The following is a 17,005-nucleotide window of genomic DNA, read 5'->3' on the forward strand; positions in this document are numbered from 1 at the left end:
CTCATGACGTCATCCAGATCCGACCGAATCGCGGCGCTGCCCGCCGAACTGCGGGAGAAGCTGCGCACCAGGATGGCCGGCGCGGCCGGGCGGGCGGACGTGCTCCCCACCGCGGACCGTGACCGCCCGCTGCCGCTGTCGTTCGCCCAGCGGCGACTGTGGTTCCTCGACCGGCTCCACCCGGACGACGCCGAGTACAACAGCGCGCTGGCCTTGCGGCTCACCGGAGTACTCGATGTCCAGGCCCTGGCGGAAGCCCTGCGGTCGCTCGTGGAACGGCACGAGTCGTTGCGGACGACCTTCGACGAGGTGGACGGCGAAGGCGTCCAGATCATCCATCCTCCGTCAGGCCTGCCACTACCGGTGGTGGACGTCGATGCCGAAGCGCTGGACCGGGTGCTGCTCGAGGAGTACTCGCGGCCGTTCGATCTGCGGCGCGGACCGCTGGTGCGGGCACTGGTCGCCCGGACCGGCCCCGAGGAATACGTGCTGCTGCTGTGCGTGCACCACATCGTCACCGACGGCTGGTCGATGGGGGTGCTCACCGGCGAACTCGCCGAGTTGTACAACGCCGGCGTCCGGGGTGAGGAAGCCGCGCTCCCGCCGCAGCCGGTGCAGTACGCCGACTTCGCGGCATGGCAGCGGAAACGGCTGTCGGACGCCGTGCTCGCGGAACGGCTCGGCTACTGGCAACAGAGGCTGGGCGGGCTCGCCCCCCTCGAACTGCCCACCGACCGGCCGCGGCCGGCGACCCGGACCACCGAGGGCGCGGTACGCGAATTCAGCCTGCCCCGGGAGACCGCCGCGCGCCTGGCCGAGCTGGCGCGGTCCGAAGAGACCACGCTGTTCACGACCGTGCTCGCGGCCTGCAAGGTGCTGTTCGCCCGCTACGCCGGACAGGAGGACGTTTCCGTCGGCACGGTCGTCCAGGGCCGTGACCGGCCGGAACTGCAGCGGGTGATCGGTTTCTTCGTGAACACCGTGGTGTTGCGGTCCACTGTGGACCTGTCGCGGAGCTTCCGTGAACTGCTGGGTGAAGTGCGGGAGACGGTGCTCGACGCCTTCTCCCATGACGACGTCCCGTTCGAGCGACTGGTCGACGCCGTGCACGCGGACCGCGATCCCAGCCGGAACCCGCTGTTCGACGTGATGGTGCTGCTGCACAGCGCCTCCGGGGCGAAGCCCGCCTTCGACGGGCTCGCGGCCGAAGACGTCGGCGTCACGCGGAAGTCGTCGAACTTCGATCTGACGATCGAGTTCGAGGAACGCGACGGTGCGCTCGCCGGGCTGGTCGAATACAGCACGGCACTGTTCGACGCGGAGACCATCGACAGGCTGATCTCCCATCTGGCGGTGCTGCTGGACGCCGTCGCCGCCCGGCCGGACCGGCCGCTGGCGGAGCTTCCGCTGGCGACGGCCGCCGAGCTGCGCCGGATGCTCGTCGAGTGGAACGGCAGCGACATCGACGTACCGGACACGACCGTCGTGGACCTGCTCGACGCCCAAGCCGCGGCGACGCCCCACGAGACCGCCTTGGTGTTCCGGGACGAGTCGCTGGACTACGCGGAACTGGTCCGTCGCGTCGACGAACTCGCCTGCGAGCTGGTCCGGCGAGGAGCCGGCCCGGAGCGGATCGTCGCGGTCATGCTGCCGCGGTCGGCCGAGTCCGTGGTGGCCCTGTTCGCCGTGCTCAAGGCGGGTGCGGTGTACCTGCCGGTCGACCCCGGTCTCCCGACGGAACGTATCGAGACGCTGCTGCGTGACGCGGACCCGGTCGTGGTGGTGGACGAAAACTTCGAGTGCACAGCGCACACCGTGGTACCCACCGGCCCTCGCCCCGACCAGGCCGCGTATGTCATCTACACGTCCGGGTCGACGGGCAAACCGAAAGGCGTCGTGGTCGAGCACCGCGCGCTGGTGAACCTGCTGGCCAACCACCGGCGGGTCTTCGGCACCGGCCGCCTGCGCGTGGCCTGCACGGCGGCCTTGTCGTTCGACACGTCCTGGGAGGGGCCGCTGCTGCTGGCCGACGGCCACGAGCTGCACCTCGTGGACGACGACACCCGGCTGGACCCGGACGCGCTCACCCGGTACGTCACCGGGCACCGGATCGACTTCCTCGACCTGACCCCGTCCTATCTGCGGCAGCTGCTCCCCGCCGGCCTGCTGGACGGACCGCACCGGCCGAATCACCTGATGCTCGGCGGCGAAGCGATCGGGGAGACCCTGTGGCGTGAGTTGACGGAGCTGCCGGGAACGACCGCGCACAACTACTACGGCCCGACCGAGACCACCGTCGACGCCGTGTGCACGCCGGTGTCCGGTGATCACCCGCTGATCGGCCGTCCGCTGGGCAACTTCCGCGCCTACGTCCTCGACGAGACGCTCTCGCCCGTACCCCTCGGCGTCCCCGGACAGCTGTATCTCGGTGGCGCCCAGCTGGCTCGCGGTTACCTCGGCCGCCCGGGGCTGACCGCCGACCGGTTCGTCGCCGACCCGTTCGGTGAACCCGGTACGCGGATGTACGCCACCGGCGACCTCGTCCGCTGGACGGGTGACGGAGCGCTGGACTATCGCGGCCGATGCGACGAACAAGTCAAGATCCGCGGGTTTCGCGTCGAACCGGGCGAGGTGGAGGCCGCGCTGCTGCGCCACCCCGCGGTCGCCGAAGCCGCCGTGGTGGCGAGGGAGGACCGGGACGGCAAGCGGCTCGTGGCCTATTTCGTGCCGGGCGGCGGAAGCCCGGACCTCGGTGAGCTCCGGCTCTTCCTGGCCGGGTCGTTGCCCGACTATCTGGTGCCCTCGGCCTTCGTCCGGCTCGACCGGCTGCCGCTGACGCGGCACGGCAAACTCGACCAGTCCGCCCTGCCGACACCGGACTTCTCGGCCGCCCGCGCACGGTATGTCGCCCCGCGCGACGACGTGGAACGGCTGGTGACCGGTGTCTGGGCGGACGTGCTCGGCGTCGAGCGGATCGGGATCGAGGACAATTTCTTCGATCTCGGCGGGGATTCGATCCTCGGCATCCGTGTCCTGTCCCGTCTTCGGGCGGCGCTCGGGGCGGAGGTTCCGGCGCGGCTGCTGTTCACCGCGCCGACTCCCGAGCGGCTCGCCGCCGCCCTGCCCGGTTCGGCCGGGCACGAGATCGCGATTCCGGTGCTGGACCGGGCGAACGGCGCGTTGACGGCGCCGCTCTCGTTCGCTCAGCAGCGCTTGTGGTTCCTCGACGAGTTCGAGCCGGGCAGTACCGAGTACGTCTCGCCCATGGCCTTGCGGCTTCGCGGGGAACTCGACACCGGGGCCCTGGACCGGGCGTTGACCGCGCTCGTGGCCCGGCACGAATCCCTGCGTACCACCTTCGACACCGTCGACGGGCACGGAACACAGGTCGTGCATTCGCCGTCCGAGCTCCGTGTACCGCTCACCGACCTGAGTGGTCTGTCCGAAGAGGACAGACAGCGGCAGTTGACCACCGCGCTGGCCGAGGCGTCGACGGCGCCGTTCGACCTGCGTCGTGGTCCGCTGCTGCGCACCCGGCTGATCCGGCTGACGCCGGAGGAGCACGTGCTCACGCTGGTACTGCACCACATCGTCACCGACGGCTGGTCGTCCGGTGTGCTCATGGGCGAGCTGAGCGCGTTGTACACCGCTTTCGTTCGCGGAGAACGCCTCAGCCTGCCGGACCTGCCGGTGCAGTACGCCGACTTCGCGGTCTGGCAACGCGAGCGCCTGGCCGGGTCGATGCTGGACGAGCAGCTGGCGTACTGGCGTCACCGTCTCGACGGCGTCCCGCCGCTGGAGCTGCCCACCGACCGTCCCCGGCCGGCGGTCCGCACCAACAACGGCGCGCTGCTGGAGTTCAGCGTCGCGGAGGCCACCACCGCGCGGCTGAAGGAACTCTCCCGGCGTCAGGACGGCACGCTGTTCATGACCCTGCTCGCCGCCTGCCAGCTGCTGTTCGCCCGTTGGTCCGGGCAGGACGACGTCGCGGTCGGCACGGTCACCTCCGGCCGGGAACGCGCCGATCTGGAAGGGCTGATCGGTTTCTTCGTCAACACTTTGGTGCTGCGGTCCGAAGTGGAGCTTTCCCGGACGTTCGACGCGTTCCTCGACGACGTCCGCGAGCTGACCCTGGACGCGTTCGCGCACCAGGACGTCCCCTTCGACCGCGTGGTCGACGATTTGCAGCCGGTCCGCGACACCAGCCGCACCCCGCTGTGCCAGGTCATGGTGGTACTGCACAACACTCCCGACGGCGACGCGGCGCTGCCCGGACTCGCCGTCGAGGAACTGGCGCCGCCCGTGGTGACCGCGACCTTCGACCTGATGATCCAGTTCCAGGAGGTCGCCGGGCGCCTCGACGGGGTCATCAACTACAACACCGACCTGTTCGACGCCGCGAGCGTCGAGCGGCTGTCGGGCTGGCTGCGCGTCCTGCTCGACGGCATCGCGGCCGACCCGAAGCGTCCCATGGCAGGGCTGCCGTGGATCACCGACGGCGAACGCGCCCAGGTGCTGCGGGAGTGGAACGGCCACGAGGCCCCCGGTGGGGACAGCACGCTGCCCGAGTTGTTCGAGGCGCAGGCTCGCCGGACGCCGGGTGCCGTGGCGGTCACCTACGGCGGGGACAACCTCACCTACCGCGAGCTCGACGAACGCGCCAACCGGCTGGCGCACCGGCTCATCGGGCTCGGCGCCGGACCGGAACGGCTGGTCGCGCTGGTGCTGCCGCGTTCGATCGAGCAGGTCGTCGCCATGGTGGCGGTGCTCAAGTCCGGCGCCGGATACCTGCCGATAGACCCGGCCTACCCGGCCGCGCGGATCGACGGCATGCTCGCCGACGCGAACCCGGTGGCGGTGCTCGACAGCCGCCAAGCCCTGGAGGCAGGCGAGTATCCGGCCACCGATCCGGACGTGCCGCTGACCGCGGACAACACCGCCTACGTCATCTACACCTCCGGTTCGACCGGCAAACCCAAGGGTGTCGTGGTTCCGCATCGCAACGTCACCCGGCTCTTCGCGGCCACCCGTGACTGGTTCCGCTTCGACGAGCGCGACGTGTGGACGCTGTTCCACTCCTACGCGTTCGACTTCTCGGTCTGGGAGACGTGGGGCGCCCTGCTGCACGGCGGCAAGCTCGTCGTCGTCGGCCAGGACGTCGCCCGCTCGCCCGAGGACTTCCTCGCCCTGCTCGCCGCCGAGAAGGTGACGGTGCTCAACCAGACGCCGTCGGCCTTCTACCAGCTGATCCAGGCCGATCGCGAACATCGGCCCGCCCTGAGCCTGCGGACGGTCGTCTTCGGCGGCGAGGCACTGGACCCGGCGCGGCTCGGCGAGTGGTACCGGCGGCACCCGGCCGGGCCGGAGCTGGTCAACATGTACGGGATCACCGAGACCACCGTGCACGTGACCCACCGGCCGCTGGCCGCGGCGGACACCGTGAGCACCATCGGCGTGCCCATCCCGGACCTGCGGACCTACGTGCTCGACGGAACGCTCGCCCCCGTGCCGCCCGGCGTCACCGGCGAACTCCATGTCGCGGGAGCGGGTCTGGCCCGCGGTTACCTCGCCCGTCCCGGCCTGACCGCGGACCGGTTCGGCGCCGATCCGTTCGGCGCGCCCGGGACCCGGATGTACCGCACCGGTGACCTCGTCCGCTGGACCGGCGAGGGCGTGCTGGAATACCGGGGCCGCGCCGACCACCAGGTGAAGATCAGGGGCTTCCGGATCGAACTCGGCGAGATCGAAGCCGCGCTGGCCGCGCATCCGGACCTCGGCGAGGTCGTCGTGGTGGCCCACGAGGCGGACGGAACCCGGCGGTTGGTCGCCTACCTGGTCCCGGCGCCGGGCGCCTCGGTGCCGGGGACCACCACACTGCGGGAGTTCCTCGGCCGCACGCTGCCGTCGCACATGGTGCCCGCGGTGTTCGTCGGCCTCGAAGCGCTTCCACTGAACGCCAACGGAAAACTCGACCGACGAGCGCTGCCCTCGCCGGACGGGCACGTCGAGACGGGCGGCCGGTACGTGGCACCGCGGACACCGGCCGAACGCGAGCTCGCCCAGGTGTTCTCGGCGGTGCTCGGTGTCGAGCAGGTCGGCGCGGAGGACAACTTCTTCGGTCTCGGCGGAGATTCGATCCTCAGCATCCAGGTCGTGTCGAAAGCCCGTAAGGCCGGACTTTCGCTGTCCTCGAAGGACATCTTCCTCCACCAGACCGTGGCCGAACTGGGTGCGGTCGCCGAGGCACGGGTGGTGCCGGAGGTGATCCGGCCCCCGGAACCGTCCGGGCCCGCACCGCTCGGGCCGATCCAGTCGTGGTTCTTCGCAAGCGGCCTCGACACCGGCCACTTCACCATGTCCGTCCACATCGGACTACGGGGGGACGTCGACCCCACGCGCCTGTCCGAGGCTGTCAGCCGGGTGGTGGCGCAGCACGACGCCCTGCGGATGCGGTTCTCGATGGCGGCCGGCGAGTGGGTACAGGAACCGGCTGCGCACGAGGACGACACGCCGCGGATCGTTCGCCTGGACACGGTGGACGAGCAGGCGATGAATGCTGCCGCGCTGGCCGCGCAGGCTTCGCTGAGTCTCACCGACGGGCCGTTGTGGCGGGCGATCGTGTTCGTGCCCGGCGACCAGGCACCCCGGCTGTTCCTCACCGTGCACCACCTCGTCATGGACGGCGTGTCGTGGCGTGTCCTGCTCGCCGACATCGAGGCCGCCTACCGGGGCGAAGAGCTGGAACCGGTCGGCACGTCCTACACCGCCTGGGCGCGGTCGCTGGCCGGTCACGTCCGGGCGGGCGGGTTCGACGAGGACCTCGAACACTGGAAGACCGTGTTCAGCGACGCGAGTCCGGACCTGCCGGTGGACCGGCCAGGCCGCAACGAAGCGGGCTCGGCACGGACGGTCTCGGCGAGCCTCGGCCGGGCCGAAACGGCCGCGCTCCTGCACGACGTGCCCTCGGTGTACCGGACGCAGGTCAACGACGTCCTGCTGGCGGCGCTCGGCCGGGTGCTGGCCGGCTGGACCGGCCGCGACCGCGTGGTGATCGCGGTGGAGGGCCACGGCCGCGAGGAGATCGTCGACGGGCTCGACCTGTCCCGCACGGTCGGCTGGTTCACCGCCCAGTTCCCGGTCGCGCTGAGCCTGCGCCCCGCGGCGGACTGGGGCGAGGAGCTGAAGTCGGTCAAGGAACAGGTGCGCACCGTACCGAACAAGGGTGTCGGCTACGACGCGCTCCGGTATCTCGGCCGCGATGGAACCTCGGCGAACCTGCTGCGGGACGACCCGGCGCCCCGGATCTCGTTCAACTACCACGGGCAGTGGGATGTCGCGCCGTCCGGGGAGAGCCTCTATCAGGAGCGACACGAGTCACTAGGCCGGGACATCGCCGAGGCGAGCCTGCGGACGTATCTGCTGGACGTCATCGGTGTCGTCGAGGACGGGCGGCTGCGGCTGTCCTGGGAGTACTCCGCCGACCTGCACGACGAGGCCACGGTCCGGCGGCTGGCCGAGGGCACGGTCGAAGCCCTGCGGGAGATCGTCGCGCACTGCGCCCTGCCGGCCGCCGGGGGCCGCACACCGTCGGACTTCCCCCTGGCCCGGCTCGATCAGTCCCGAGTGGATCGAATCGCCGGTGACGGCCGGGACGTCGAGGACGTCTACCCGTTGACGCCGCTGCAGGCGGGCATGGTCTTCCACAGCCTCGTCGACACGGGTTCGACGGCGTACTTCGACCAGTTCCGGCTCCGGCTCTCCGGTGTCGCCGAGCCCGTCCTGTTCGGCGAAGCCTGGCAACAACTCGTCGACCGGACGCCGATCCTGCGCAGTCACGTGGTGTGGGAGGGCGTTGACGAGCCGTTGCAGGTGGTTCGCCGTCACGTTCCGCTGCCGGTCCGGCAACTCGACTGGCGGGGACTGTCCGAAGAGGACCAGCAGGCCGCTTTGACGGACCTGCTGGCGGACGACCTCGCCGCGGGCATGGATCTGACGACCGCACCGCTGATGCGGCTGGCGGTCGCCCGGCTGACCGACGACGAGGTCCAGTGCGTATGGACCTCGCACCACGTCCTGCTCGACGGCTGGAGCACCGCTCAGACCTTCGGTGAGGTGTGCGAGCGGTACGCGGCCCTGCTCGACGGGCGGCGGCCGGAAGTGCCGTCCCGGCGCCCGTTCCGCGACTACCTCGGCTGGCTGGCCGAGCAGGACGGTCAGGAGGCCGAACGCTACTGGCGTCACGTCCTCACCGGTGTCGAGGCACCCACGCCGTTGCCGTACGACCGGCCGCCGGTCGAGGCCCACCGCGCCGAATCGGGTGAAACGGTACTGCTCGAACTCTCACCCGAAGAGTCACGGCGGCTGCACGCGATGGCGAAGCGCACGGCACTGACCGTCAACACCGTGGTGCAGGGCGCCTGGGCGCTGCTGCTGGCGCACTACAGCGGCGAGCAGGACGTGCTGTTCGGCACCACCGTGTCCGGGCGCCCGGCCGAACTGCCCGGCGTCGAGTCGATGATCGGCATGTTCATCAACACCGTGCCCACGCGAATGCGGGTCCGAAGTGGACAGACAATGGCGGCCTGGCTCCGTGAGGCGCAGGCGGAACAGGTGGATTCGCGGCGGTTCGACTTCCTGTCACTGGCGCAGCTGCAGGCACTGACCGACGTGCCGTCGGGGACCGGCCTGTTCGACAGCGTGGTCGTCTTCGAGAACTACCCGATCGACGACGCGGCGGGCGGCGACGGCGTCGTGGTCAAGGACGTCGACTCGCTCGACACCACGAGCTTCCCCCTGAACCTGACCGCGTACCTGCACGAACGGCTCGGGCTGGAGCTGTCCTACGACCCGCGGCTGTTCGACGTGGCGACGGCCGAACGGCTGGCGGCACACCTGGCCGCGCTGGTCCGGCGGATCACCGAGGAACCCGACGGCAGCGTCACCGAACTGTCCCCGCTCGACGACGCGGAGCGCCGTCGGCTGCTGGTGGACTGGAACGACACCGCGATCGACGTACCCGGGGGCACGGTGCTGGAGGTGTTCCGCGCCAACGTGGCGCGCACCCCGCGCGAAACCGCGCTGGTCTTCCGGGAAACCGTCCTGGATTTCACGGAGCTGGACGAGCGGTCGGATCGGCTGGCAGGCCACCTCATCGAGCAGGGCGCCGGTCCGGAGCGAGTGGTCGCGGTGGCGCTGCCCCGTTCGGTCGAGTCCGTTATCGCGATCTTCGCCATCTTCAAGGCGGGCGCGGTGTACCTGCCGGTGGACCCGGATCTGCCCGCCTCGCGGTTCGAGTGGCTGTTGCGGGACGCGACCCCGGCTGTCGTGCTCGACGACCCGGCCCAGGTCCGCGCATGGTGCGACCAGCCCGCATCAGGTGAGCTTCCCGGCGCCGAGGCGGACCACGCCGCGTACGTCATCTACACGTCCGGGTCGACCGGACTGCCCAAGGGCGTGGTCGTCGAGCACCGCGCCCTGCTGAACCTGCTGGCCGACCATCGTCGCGTCTATCTTGCCGACGCCGCCGAGACCCGGCTGCGCGCGGCCCTGACCGCGGCGTTCTCCTTCGACACCTCGTGGGACGGCCTGCTGTTCCTTGTGGACGGACACGAGCTGCACGTCCTCGATGACGACACCCGGGTCGATCCGCGCGCCGTCGCCCGCTACGTCGACGAGCGGCGAATCGATTTCCTCGACCTCACACCGTCCTATCTCCAGCAGTTGCTGGCCGACGGGCTGCTGGCCGGTGCGCACCGGCCCGGCACCCTGATGGTCGGCGGCGAGGCGATCGGCGAGGCGTTGTGGCGTGACCTGGCGGGCATCCCCGGCACGGCCGTCTACAACTACTACGGCCCCACCGAGGTCACGGTGGACTCGGTGTTCCGCCGTGTGCACGGGGACAAGCCGCTGATCGGGCGGCCGAGCGGGAACGTGCGGGCCTACGTACTGGACCCGTCGCTCTCACCGGTCCCGGCCGGGGTGCCGGGCGAGCTGTACCTCGCCGGGGTCCAGCTCGCGCGGGGTTACCTCGGCCGCCCGGGCCTCACCGCCGACCGCTTCGTCGCGGACCCGTTCGGCGGGCCCGGCGAACGGCTGTACCGGACGGGCGACCGCGCCCGCTGGACGACCGATGGAGAACTGGACTACCTGGGCCGCGTCGACGAGCAGGTCAAGATCCGCGGCTTCCGCGTCGAGCCGGGCGAGATCGAAGCCGCCCTGCTCGGGCACCCCGCCGTGACCGAGGCCGTCGTCATCGCCCGCGAAGACGAGCCGGGCGACCGGCGGCTCGCCGCCTACGTCGTGCCCGGCACCGACGCGCCCGACGGCACCGGGCTACGGACCTGGCTGCGCCGGATCGTGCCCGCCCACCTCGTCCCGTCCGCCTTCGTCATGCTCGACCGGCTGCCGCTGACCCGCAACGGCAAGGTCGACCGTCGGGCACTGCCCGCACCGGAAAGCAACGGCACCGGCAGGACGTACGCGGCACCGCGGACCTCCGTCGAGCGCACGCTGGCCGAGATCTGGTCCGACGTGCTCGGCGTGGAGCGGGTCGGCGCCGAGGACAACTTCTTCGAATTGGGCGGCGACTCCCTGCTCAGCATGCGGATCGTGTCGCGGGTCCGGGCCGCGTTCGGCACGGACGTGTCCCCGCGCGCGTTGTTCTCCGACCCGGTCCTGGGCCGGTTCGCCGCCGCGGTGGCCGAGCAAGCACCCGCGGGCCGGGCCATCCCGGTGACCGACCGCGGCGGCCCGATGCCGCTGTCGTTCGCTCAGCAGCGCCTGTGGTTCCTCGACGAGTACGAACCGGGCAGTACGGAGTACGTGTCGCCGACGGCGTTGCGGGTGCGCGGTGACCTCGATGTCGCGGCGCTCACCGACGCGCTGACCGCCTTGGTCGCCCGGCACGAGTCACTGCGGACGACGTTCGACGCGGACAACGGCCACGGGGTCCAGCTCGTCGGCGCGCCGTACACGGTGGAACTGCCAGTGGACGACCTCAGCGGACTGTCCGAAGAGGACCGCTCGACCGCGCTGGCACAAGCGCTGGAACGCGAGGTGCGACAGCCGTTCGACCTGCGGACCGGACCGTTGCTGCGGGCGAGGCTGCTCCGGCTGGCGCCGGACGAGCACGTGCTCACGCTGGCGCTGCACCACATCGTCACCGACGGCTGGTCGTCCGGCGTGCTCGCCGGCGACCTCGACGCGCTCTACACGGCCTTCGTCCGCGGCGTGGAGCCGGAGCTACCGGATTTGCCGATCCAGTACGCCGACTTCGCCGTGTGGCAGCGCCAAGTCGTCGAAGGCGAACTGCTGGCGGATCAGCTCGACTACTGGCGCGACCGGCTCGAGGGCATCTCACCGCTGGAACCGCCGACCGACCGGCCTCGGCCCGCGGTGCGCACCACGAACGGAGACTGGTACGCGTTCGACGTCCCGTCCGGACTGGTCGACGAGCTCAAGCGGCTCGCCAGAGGTCAGGACGGCACGTTGTTCATGACGCTGGTCGCCGCCTGCCAGGTATTGCTGGGCCGGTGGTCGGGGCAGGACGACGTCGCGGTGGGCACGGTGACGTCCGGCCGGGAACGGCCGGAACTGGAACGGCTGATCGGGTTCTTCGTCAACACCCTGGTCTTGCGGTCCACAGTGGACGCCAAGACGACGTTCCGTGAGCTGCTGACGTCGGTCCGGGAGACCGTCCTCGGTGCCTTCGCCCACCAGGATGTGCCTTTCGAGCGGGTCGTGGACGCCGTGCAACCGGAACGCGACGTCAGCCGTACGCCGCTGTTCCAGGCGATGGTGGCCTTGCAGAACACCGGCGACCCGGTGCCCGCCGGCGGTGCGCTGGCCGCCGAGGAGATCGCGCTGCCGTCGGCGACGGCGGCGTTCGACCTGCTCATGCAGTTCGAGGAACACGATGGAGGTCTTCGCGGCGCCGTCAACTACAACACCGACCTGTTCGACCCGGCCACCATCGAACGGCTGACCGGCTGGCTGCGGCTCATCCTCGAAGGCGTCACCGCCGCCCCGGACCGCCCGCTCGGTGAACTGCCGTTGCTGACCGCCGTCGAACAGCACCACGTCCTGCACACCCTGAACGACACCGCGCGGCCGCTGGGCGCGGCCACGCTGCCGGAACTGGTGCGGGCACAGGCCGAGCGGACCCCGGACGCACCCGCGGTCACCGACGCCGGCGCCACCTTCACCTACGCCGGACTGGAGCGGCACGCCAACCGGCTGGCCCACCGGCTGATCGCGGCCGGGGCCGGACCGGAACACCGGATCGGGATCGTGCTGCCGAACTCGGCGGAACTGCTGGTGGCGTTGCTCGCCGTGCTCAAAACCGGTGCCGCCTACGTCCCGATCGACCCGATGTACCCACCGGAACGGATTTCGGCGGTGCTCGGTGACTCCCGGCCCTTGGCGGTGCTCGACGACCGGGAAGCGGTACTGGACACCGCGGGGTGGCCGGAGACCGACCCCGGGGTACGGCCCTTGCCCGACCACCCCGCCTACGTGATCTACACCTCCGGCTCGACCGGCAAACCCAAGGGCGTGATCACCACCCACGGCGGGCTGCTGAACTTCCTCCACTGGGCGGCCGAGACGTACCCCAGCCTCAGCGGAACGACCGTGCTGCACTCTTCGGTCTCCTTCGACCTCACGGTGACCACGCTCTACGGCACGCTGCTCGCCGGCGGCCTGATCCGGGTGGCGGGCACCCCGGCACAGCGGCCGCCCACCTTCCTCAAGGCCACCCCGGGTCATCTGCCGCTCCTCGACGTCATGGACGGCGACGATCTGTCGCCGACCGATGAGTTGGTGGTCGGCGGGGACCAGCTTCTGGCCTCGGTGGCCGACGCCTGGCGCGCGGACCACCCCGGCGTGGTGGTGATCAACGAGTACGGTCCGACCGAGACCACCGTCGGCTGTATGGAGTACCGGGTCGGGCCGGGACAGGAACTGGCCGCGGGCGCGGTTCCCATCGGACATCCGATCTGGAACACGCGGCTGTACGTTCTCGACGCCCGGCTGAACCCGGTCCCGGCCGGGATCGCGGGCGAGCTGTACATCGCGGGCGACGGTCTGGCCCGCGGGTACTTCGAGCTGCCGGGGCTGACCGCGGCCGGGTTCATCGCGTGCCCGTTCGGCGAGCCGGGGGAGCGGATGTACCGCACCGGCGACGTCGTGATCCGCCGGCACGACGGTGAACTGGTGTGCCTCGGCCGCGTCGACGAGCAGGTCAAGATCCGGGGCTACCGGATCGAGCCAGGAGAGGTCGAAGCGGCCTTGCGGAGCCATTCCGATGTCGACGAAGCCGTCGTCGTGGCCCGCAAGGACGACGGACAGGCGCGTCTGGTCGCCTACCTGGTGTCCGCGGGGGACACCCCGGGCGCCGCCGCGCTGCGGGAGTTCCTCGGCCGTTCGCTGCCCGAGTACATGATCCCGTCGGCGTTCGTGCCGCTCGACGCGCTTCCGTTGAACCGCAACGGCAAACTGGACCGCAAGGCGCTGCCCGAGCCGGACGCGCCGGTAGCGGCGGCGACGTTCACGGAACCACAGGGACCGGTGGAACGCGCACTCGCCGGCATCTGGGCCGAAGTCCTCGGCCTGGACCGGGTCGGCGCCCACGACGGCTTCTTCGAGCTCGGGGGTGACTCCATCCTCAGCATCCAGGTGGTGCACCGCGCCCGGCAGGCGGGCTGGCGGATGACGTCGAAAGCGTTGTTCCGGCACCGGACCGTCGCGGAACTGGCCAAGGTCGTCACCCCCGTCGAAGCCGGACAGGACGAGCGGGAGACCGTCGCCGGGGAGGTACCGCTGACCCCGATCCAGCGGTGGTTCTTCGACGTCCACACCGTCAACCCGCACCATTTCAACCAGTCCGTGCTCGTCGAACTGGACCCGGCCGTGGATCCGGAGGTGCTGCGGCAGGCGCTCGACGCCGTCGTCGCGCATCACGACGCACTGCGGATGCGTTTCGACCGCGTCGAGGGGGAATGGCGGCAGCACAACGATCCCGTCGGGCCGCCGACGGCGTTGCGGATCGAGACGATGTCCACAGTGGACGAACAGGACCAGCGGGCGCTGATGGAGGAGATCGCCGACGAGGCGCACGCCGGATTCGACCTGTCCGCGCCACCGCTGCTCAAGGCCGTGCTGTTCGCCCGCGAGCCGGGGCCGCTGTTGTTCCTGACCGCGCATCACCTGGTGATCGACGCGGTGTCCTGGCGGATCCTGCTGGAAGACCTCGAGCGGGCCTACCGGCAGACGGCCGGCGGTGAACCCGTCGACCTCGGCGCGAAAACGACGTCGTTCCGGGACTGGTCGCGTCGGCTGCGGGAGTTCGTCGACGGCGGCGGGCTCGACCACGAGCACGACCACTGGTCGCGGGCACTGCCCGTCCGCGATCTGCCCGTCGATCGGGCCGCGCCGGTCCCCGGCACTCCGGCGGAGTCCGTGACCGTCCGGCTCGACGCCGGCGACACCGACGCGTTGCTGCACCTCGCCCCGGGCGTCTATCGCACCCGCGTCAACGACGTCCTGCTCGCGGCCCTGGCCTGGGCGCTGGCGCGATGGACGGGCGAGGAGCAGGTCGCGGTGGATCTGGAGGGCCACGGCCGGGAGGAGATCTTCGACGACGTCGACCTCACCCGAACGGTCGGCTGGTTCACCACGCTGTTCCCGCTGGCGCTCGAAGTCACCACCGCGGACGAGCCACGCTGGCGTGACCTGGTGAAGTCCGTGCGCAGGCAACTGCGGGCGGTGCCCGGCAACGGCTTCGGCTTCGGCGCGCTCCGCCAGCGGAGATTCCCCGAGCTCGGCGGTCGCTCCCCGCAGCTCTCGTTCAACTACCTCGGGCAGGGCGACGACACCGCAGCCGGCACCGGGCTCTACCGGGCATCGCACGCGCCGATCGGCCGTGAGCAGGATCCGGCGGACCCGGGCGGCCACCTGCTGGAGGTGGTCGGCGGTGTGCAGGATGGGCGGCTCGAGTTCTCCTGGTTCCACCGACCCGACCGGCACGACCGGGCGACGGTGGAATCGGTCGCCGCGGACTTCGCCACGGCCCTGCGCCGGATGGCCCGGGACTGCCGGGGTGAGCGAGCATGACGACACTGCTTTCCCGAAACCGCGACTACCGCCTGTTGTGGGGTGGCCAGGTCATCTCGGAGACCGGTTTCAGCACGTCGATGATCGCCTTCCCGCTGCTGGTACTGGCGGTGACCGGCTCGGCGGCGCAATCCGGGCTGGTGCTCGGCGCGGTCGCGATCGCCCAGCTCGCCGCCGGGCTGCCCGCCGGGGCACTGGTGGATCGCTGGAACCGCAAGAAGATCATGCTGGCCTGTGAGGCCGTGCAGGGCATCGCGGCCGCCGCACTGGTCGCGGCGTTGTGGTGGGGTGTGGCGAACGTGGCGATGATGATCGTGGTCGCCGCGGTGATGGGGCTGTGCCGGGCGCTGTTCGAACCTGCCGAAGAGGCGAGCCTGCCCCGTCTGGTCACCGTCGACCAGGTGCCGTCGGCGGTGGCGATGAACGCGGCACGGTCGAGCGCCGGGCAACTGTCCGGTACGGCGCTCGGCGGGTTCCTGTTCGCCTTGGGCCGGATGGTGCCGTTCGTCTTCGATGTCATCGCCCACGTGGTCGCCTTCGCCGCCCTGCTGTTCGTGCGGCTGCCGCCGAAGCTGATCGAACAGCGGACGGCGACCCCGCATCTGGGCCGGGAGATCGTCGCCGGACTGCGCTGGGTGTGGCACCAGCCGCACGTGCGGATCACCGCGGTCTGCGCGATCTGCCTGAACCTGTTCTTCAGCGCGTACTACCTGGTGATCATCGTGCTGGCGGACTCACGGGGCGTCCCGGCCGGCGAAATCGGCGTGATGGCCGCGATGCTCGGCGGCGGCGGCATCCTCGGCGCGCTGGCCGCGCCGTACCTGCACCGCAAGCTCAGTCCGTACGTGGTGATCATCAGCGTGTTCTGGGCACTGACCGTGCTCACCCCGCTCGCGGTGTTCGTCCACAACGGGTACCTGATGGGCCTGCTGTTCGCGGCGATGGCGTTCCTCCCGCCCGCCGCCAACACCACCATCAGCACCTATCAGCTGCTGCTCACCCCTGACGCCCTGCGCGGACGGCTCGGCGGCGTGATGGGCGTGACCGGCGGCCTGGCCGCCGCGGCGGGCCCGGCGCTCGGCGGCTGGCTGGTCGACGCGCTGCCGGGCGGCACCGCCGTGCTCGTCTGCGCGGGCGCGATCGCCGCGGTCACCCTCCTGGCCACCGTCAACCCCACGCTGCGCCGGTTCCCCCGGCGGGTCGACGAAACCACCGCAGACCTGCCCGAAAAAACGGAAATGCTGGATACGAAAGGAAAGTCGAATGGCTGACGAAAACACCTACCAGGTACTGATCAACGACGAAGAGCAGTACTCCCTCTGGCCGTCGGACAAGGAGATCCCGGCCGGCTGGCGCCCCACGGGTCACCGGGGCAGCCGTCAGGAGTGCATGGACCACGTCGACGAGGTCTGGACCGACATGCGTCCGCGCAGCCTCCGCGAACGGATGGCTTCGCAGTAGGGCGCCGAACACGACCCCCGTGCGCCGGTGCACGGACATGGGCAGGTGCGTGGCTCCGGCACTTGGTCACCGGAGCCACGCGCTTGGCGAGCCCGTGGCCGCCGGAGACGCCGCGCACGGGGGAGGCCGGTTTCTGTTTCACCGATCCGGAACGGCCGCACCCTCGACCACGGTGCGATGCCCACGCGGGAAAAAGGCCGCGGCGGAGATCCTTCAAGCCCAGCGACTTCGAAAACAGCCCTCATTACGGAGGTGCCCCTAATCGCTACCAACCCCTCATCGATTCGGTCATGCATGCGATCAACATCGGGAGAGCGGTCATGCTGACCCCGCAGGGTGATGGGTTTCAGTGGACGGGAACGAAATCGTAGTGATCGCACTCGGTCAGACAAGGGCACCCGCTGTTGTAAGGGGGCGGTAGCCTGCACGCTAC

General features: G+C 70.6%; 3 protein-coding genes. All 3 read left to right on the forward strand.

The genetic code is table 11. The annotated features are described in order from the left end of the window. Positions 1 to 3: 3 nt before the first annotated feature. Genes AVL48_RS09090 through AVL48_RS09100 form a run of 3 tightly spaced genes read left to right on the forward strand, consistent with a single transcriptional unit; the run spans position 4 to position 16,572 of the window. Complete coding sequence (locus tag AVL48_RS09090) at positions 4 to 15,111, forward strand: non-ribosomal peptide synthetase (RefSeq protein WP_061988094.1); 15,108 nt, start codon at positions 4 to 6, stop codon at positions 15,109 to 15,111. Continuing rightward, the gene (locus AVL48_RS09095) at positions 15,108 to 16,382 is read left to right on the forward strand and encodes an MFS transporter (protein ID WP_061988092.1); all 1,275 of its coding nucleotides are present in this window, start codon (positions 15,108 to 15,110) and stop codon (positions 16,380 to 16,382) included. Before AVL48_RS09090 ends, AVL48_RS09095 begins: the two co-directional genes overlap by 4 nt. After that, positions 16,375 to 16,572: an MbtH family protein gene (locus AVL48_RS09100; protein ID WP_061988090.1), complete on the forward strand. Its 198-nt coding sequence runs from the start codon at positions 16,375 to 16,377 to the stop codon at positions 16,570 to 16,572. Before AVL48_RS09095 ends, AVL48_RS09100 begins: the two co-directional genes overlap by 8 nt. Positions 16,573 to 17,005: the final 433 nt, after the last annotated feature.

The organism is Amycolatopsis regifaucium (assembly GCF_001613935.1).
GTDB classification, from domain to species: Bacteria; Actinomycetota; Actinomycetes; order Mycobacteriales; family Pseudonocardiaceae; genus Amycolatopsis; species Amycolatopsis regifaucium.

Coding starts and splice junctions, on each gene's coding strand:
- AVL48_RS09090 (WP_061988094.1), top strand. CDS start 4: ATGACGTCATCCAGATCCGACCGAATCGCGGCGCTGCCCGCCGAACTG.
- AVL48_RS09095 (WP_061988092.1), top strand. CDS start 15,108: ATGACGACACTGCTTTCCCGAAACCGCGACTACCGCCTGTTGTGGGGT.
- AVL48_RS09100 (WP_061988090.1), top strand. CDS start 16,375: ATGGCTGACGAAAACACCTACCAGGTACTGATCAACGACGAAGAGCAG.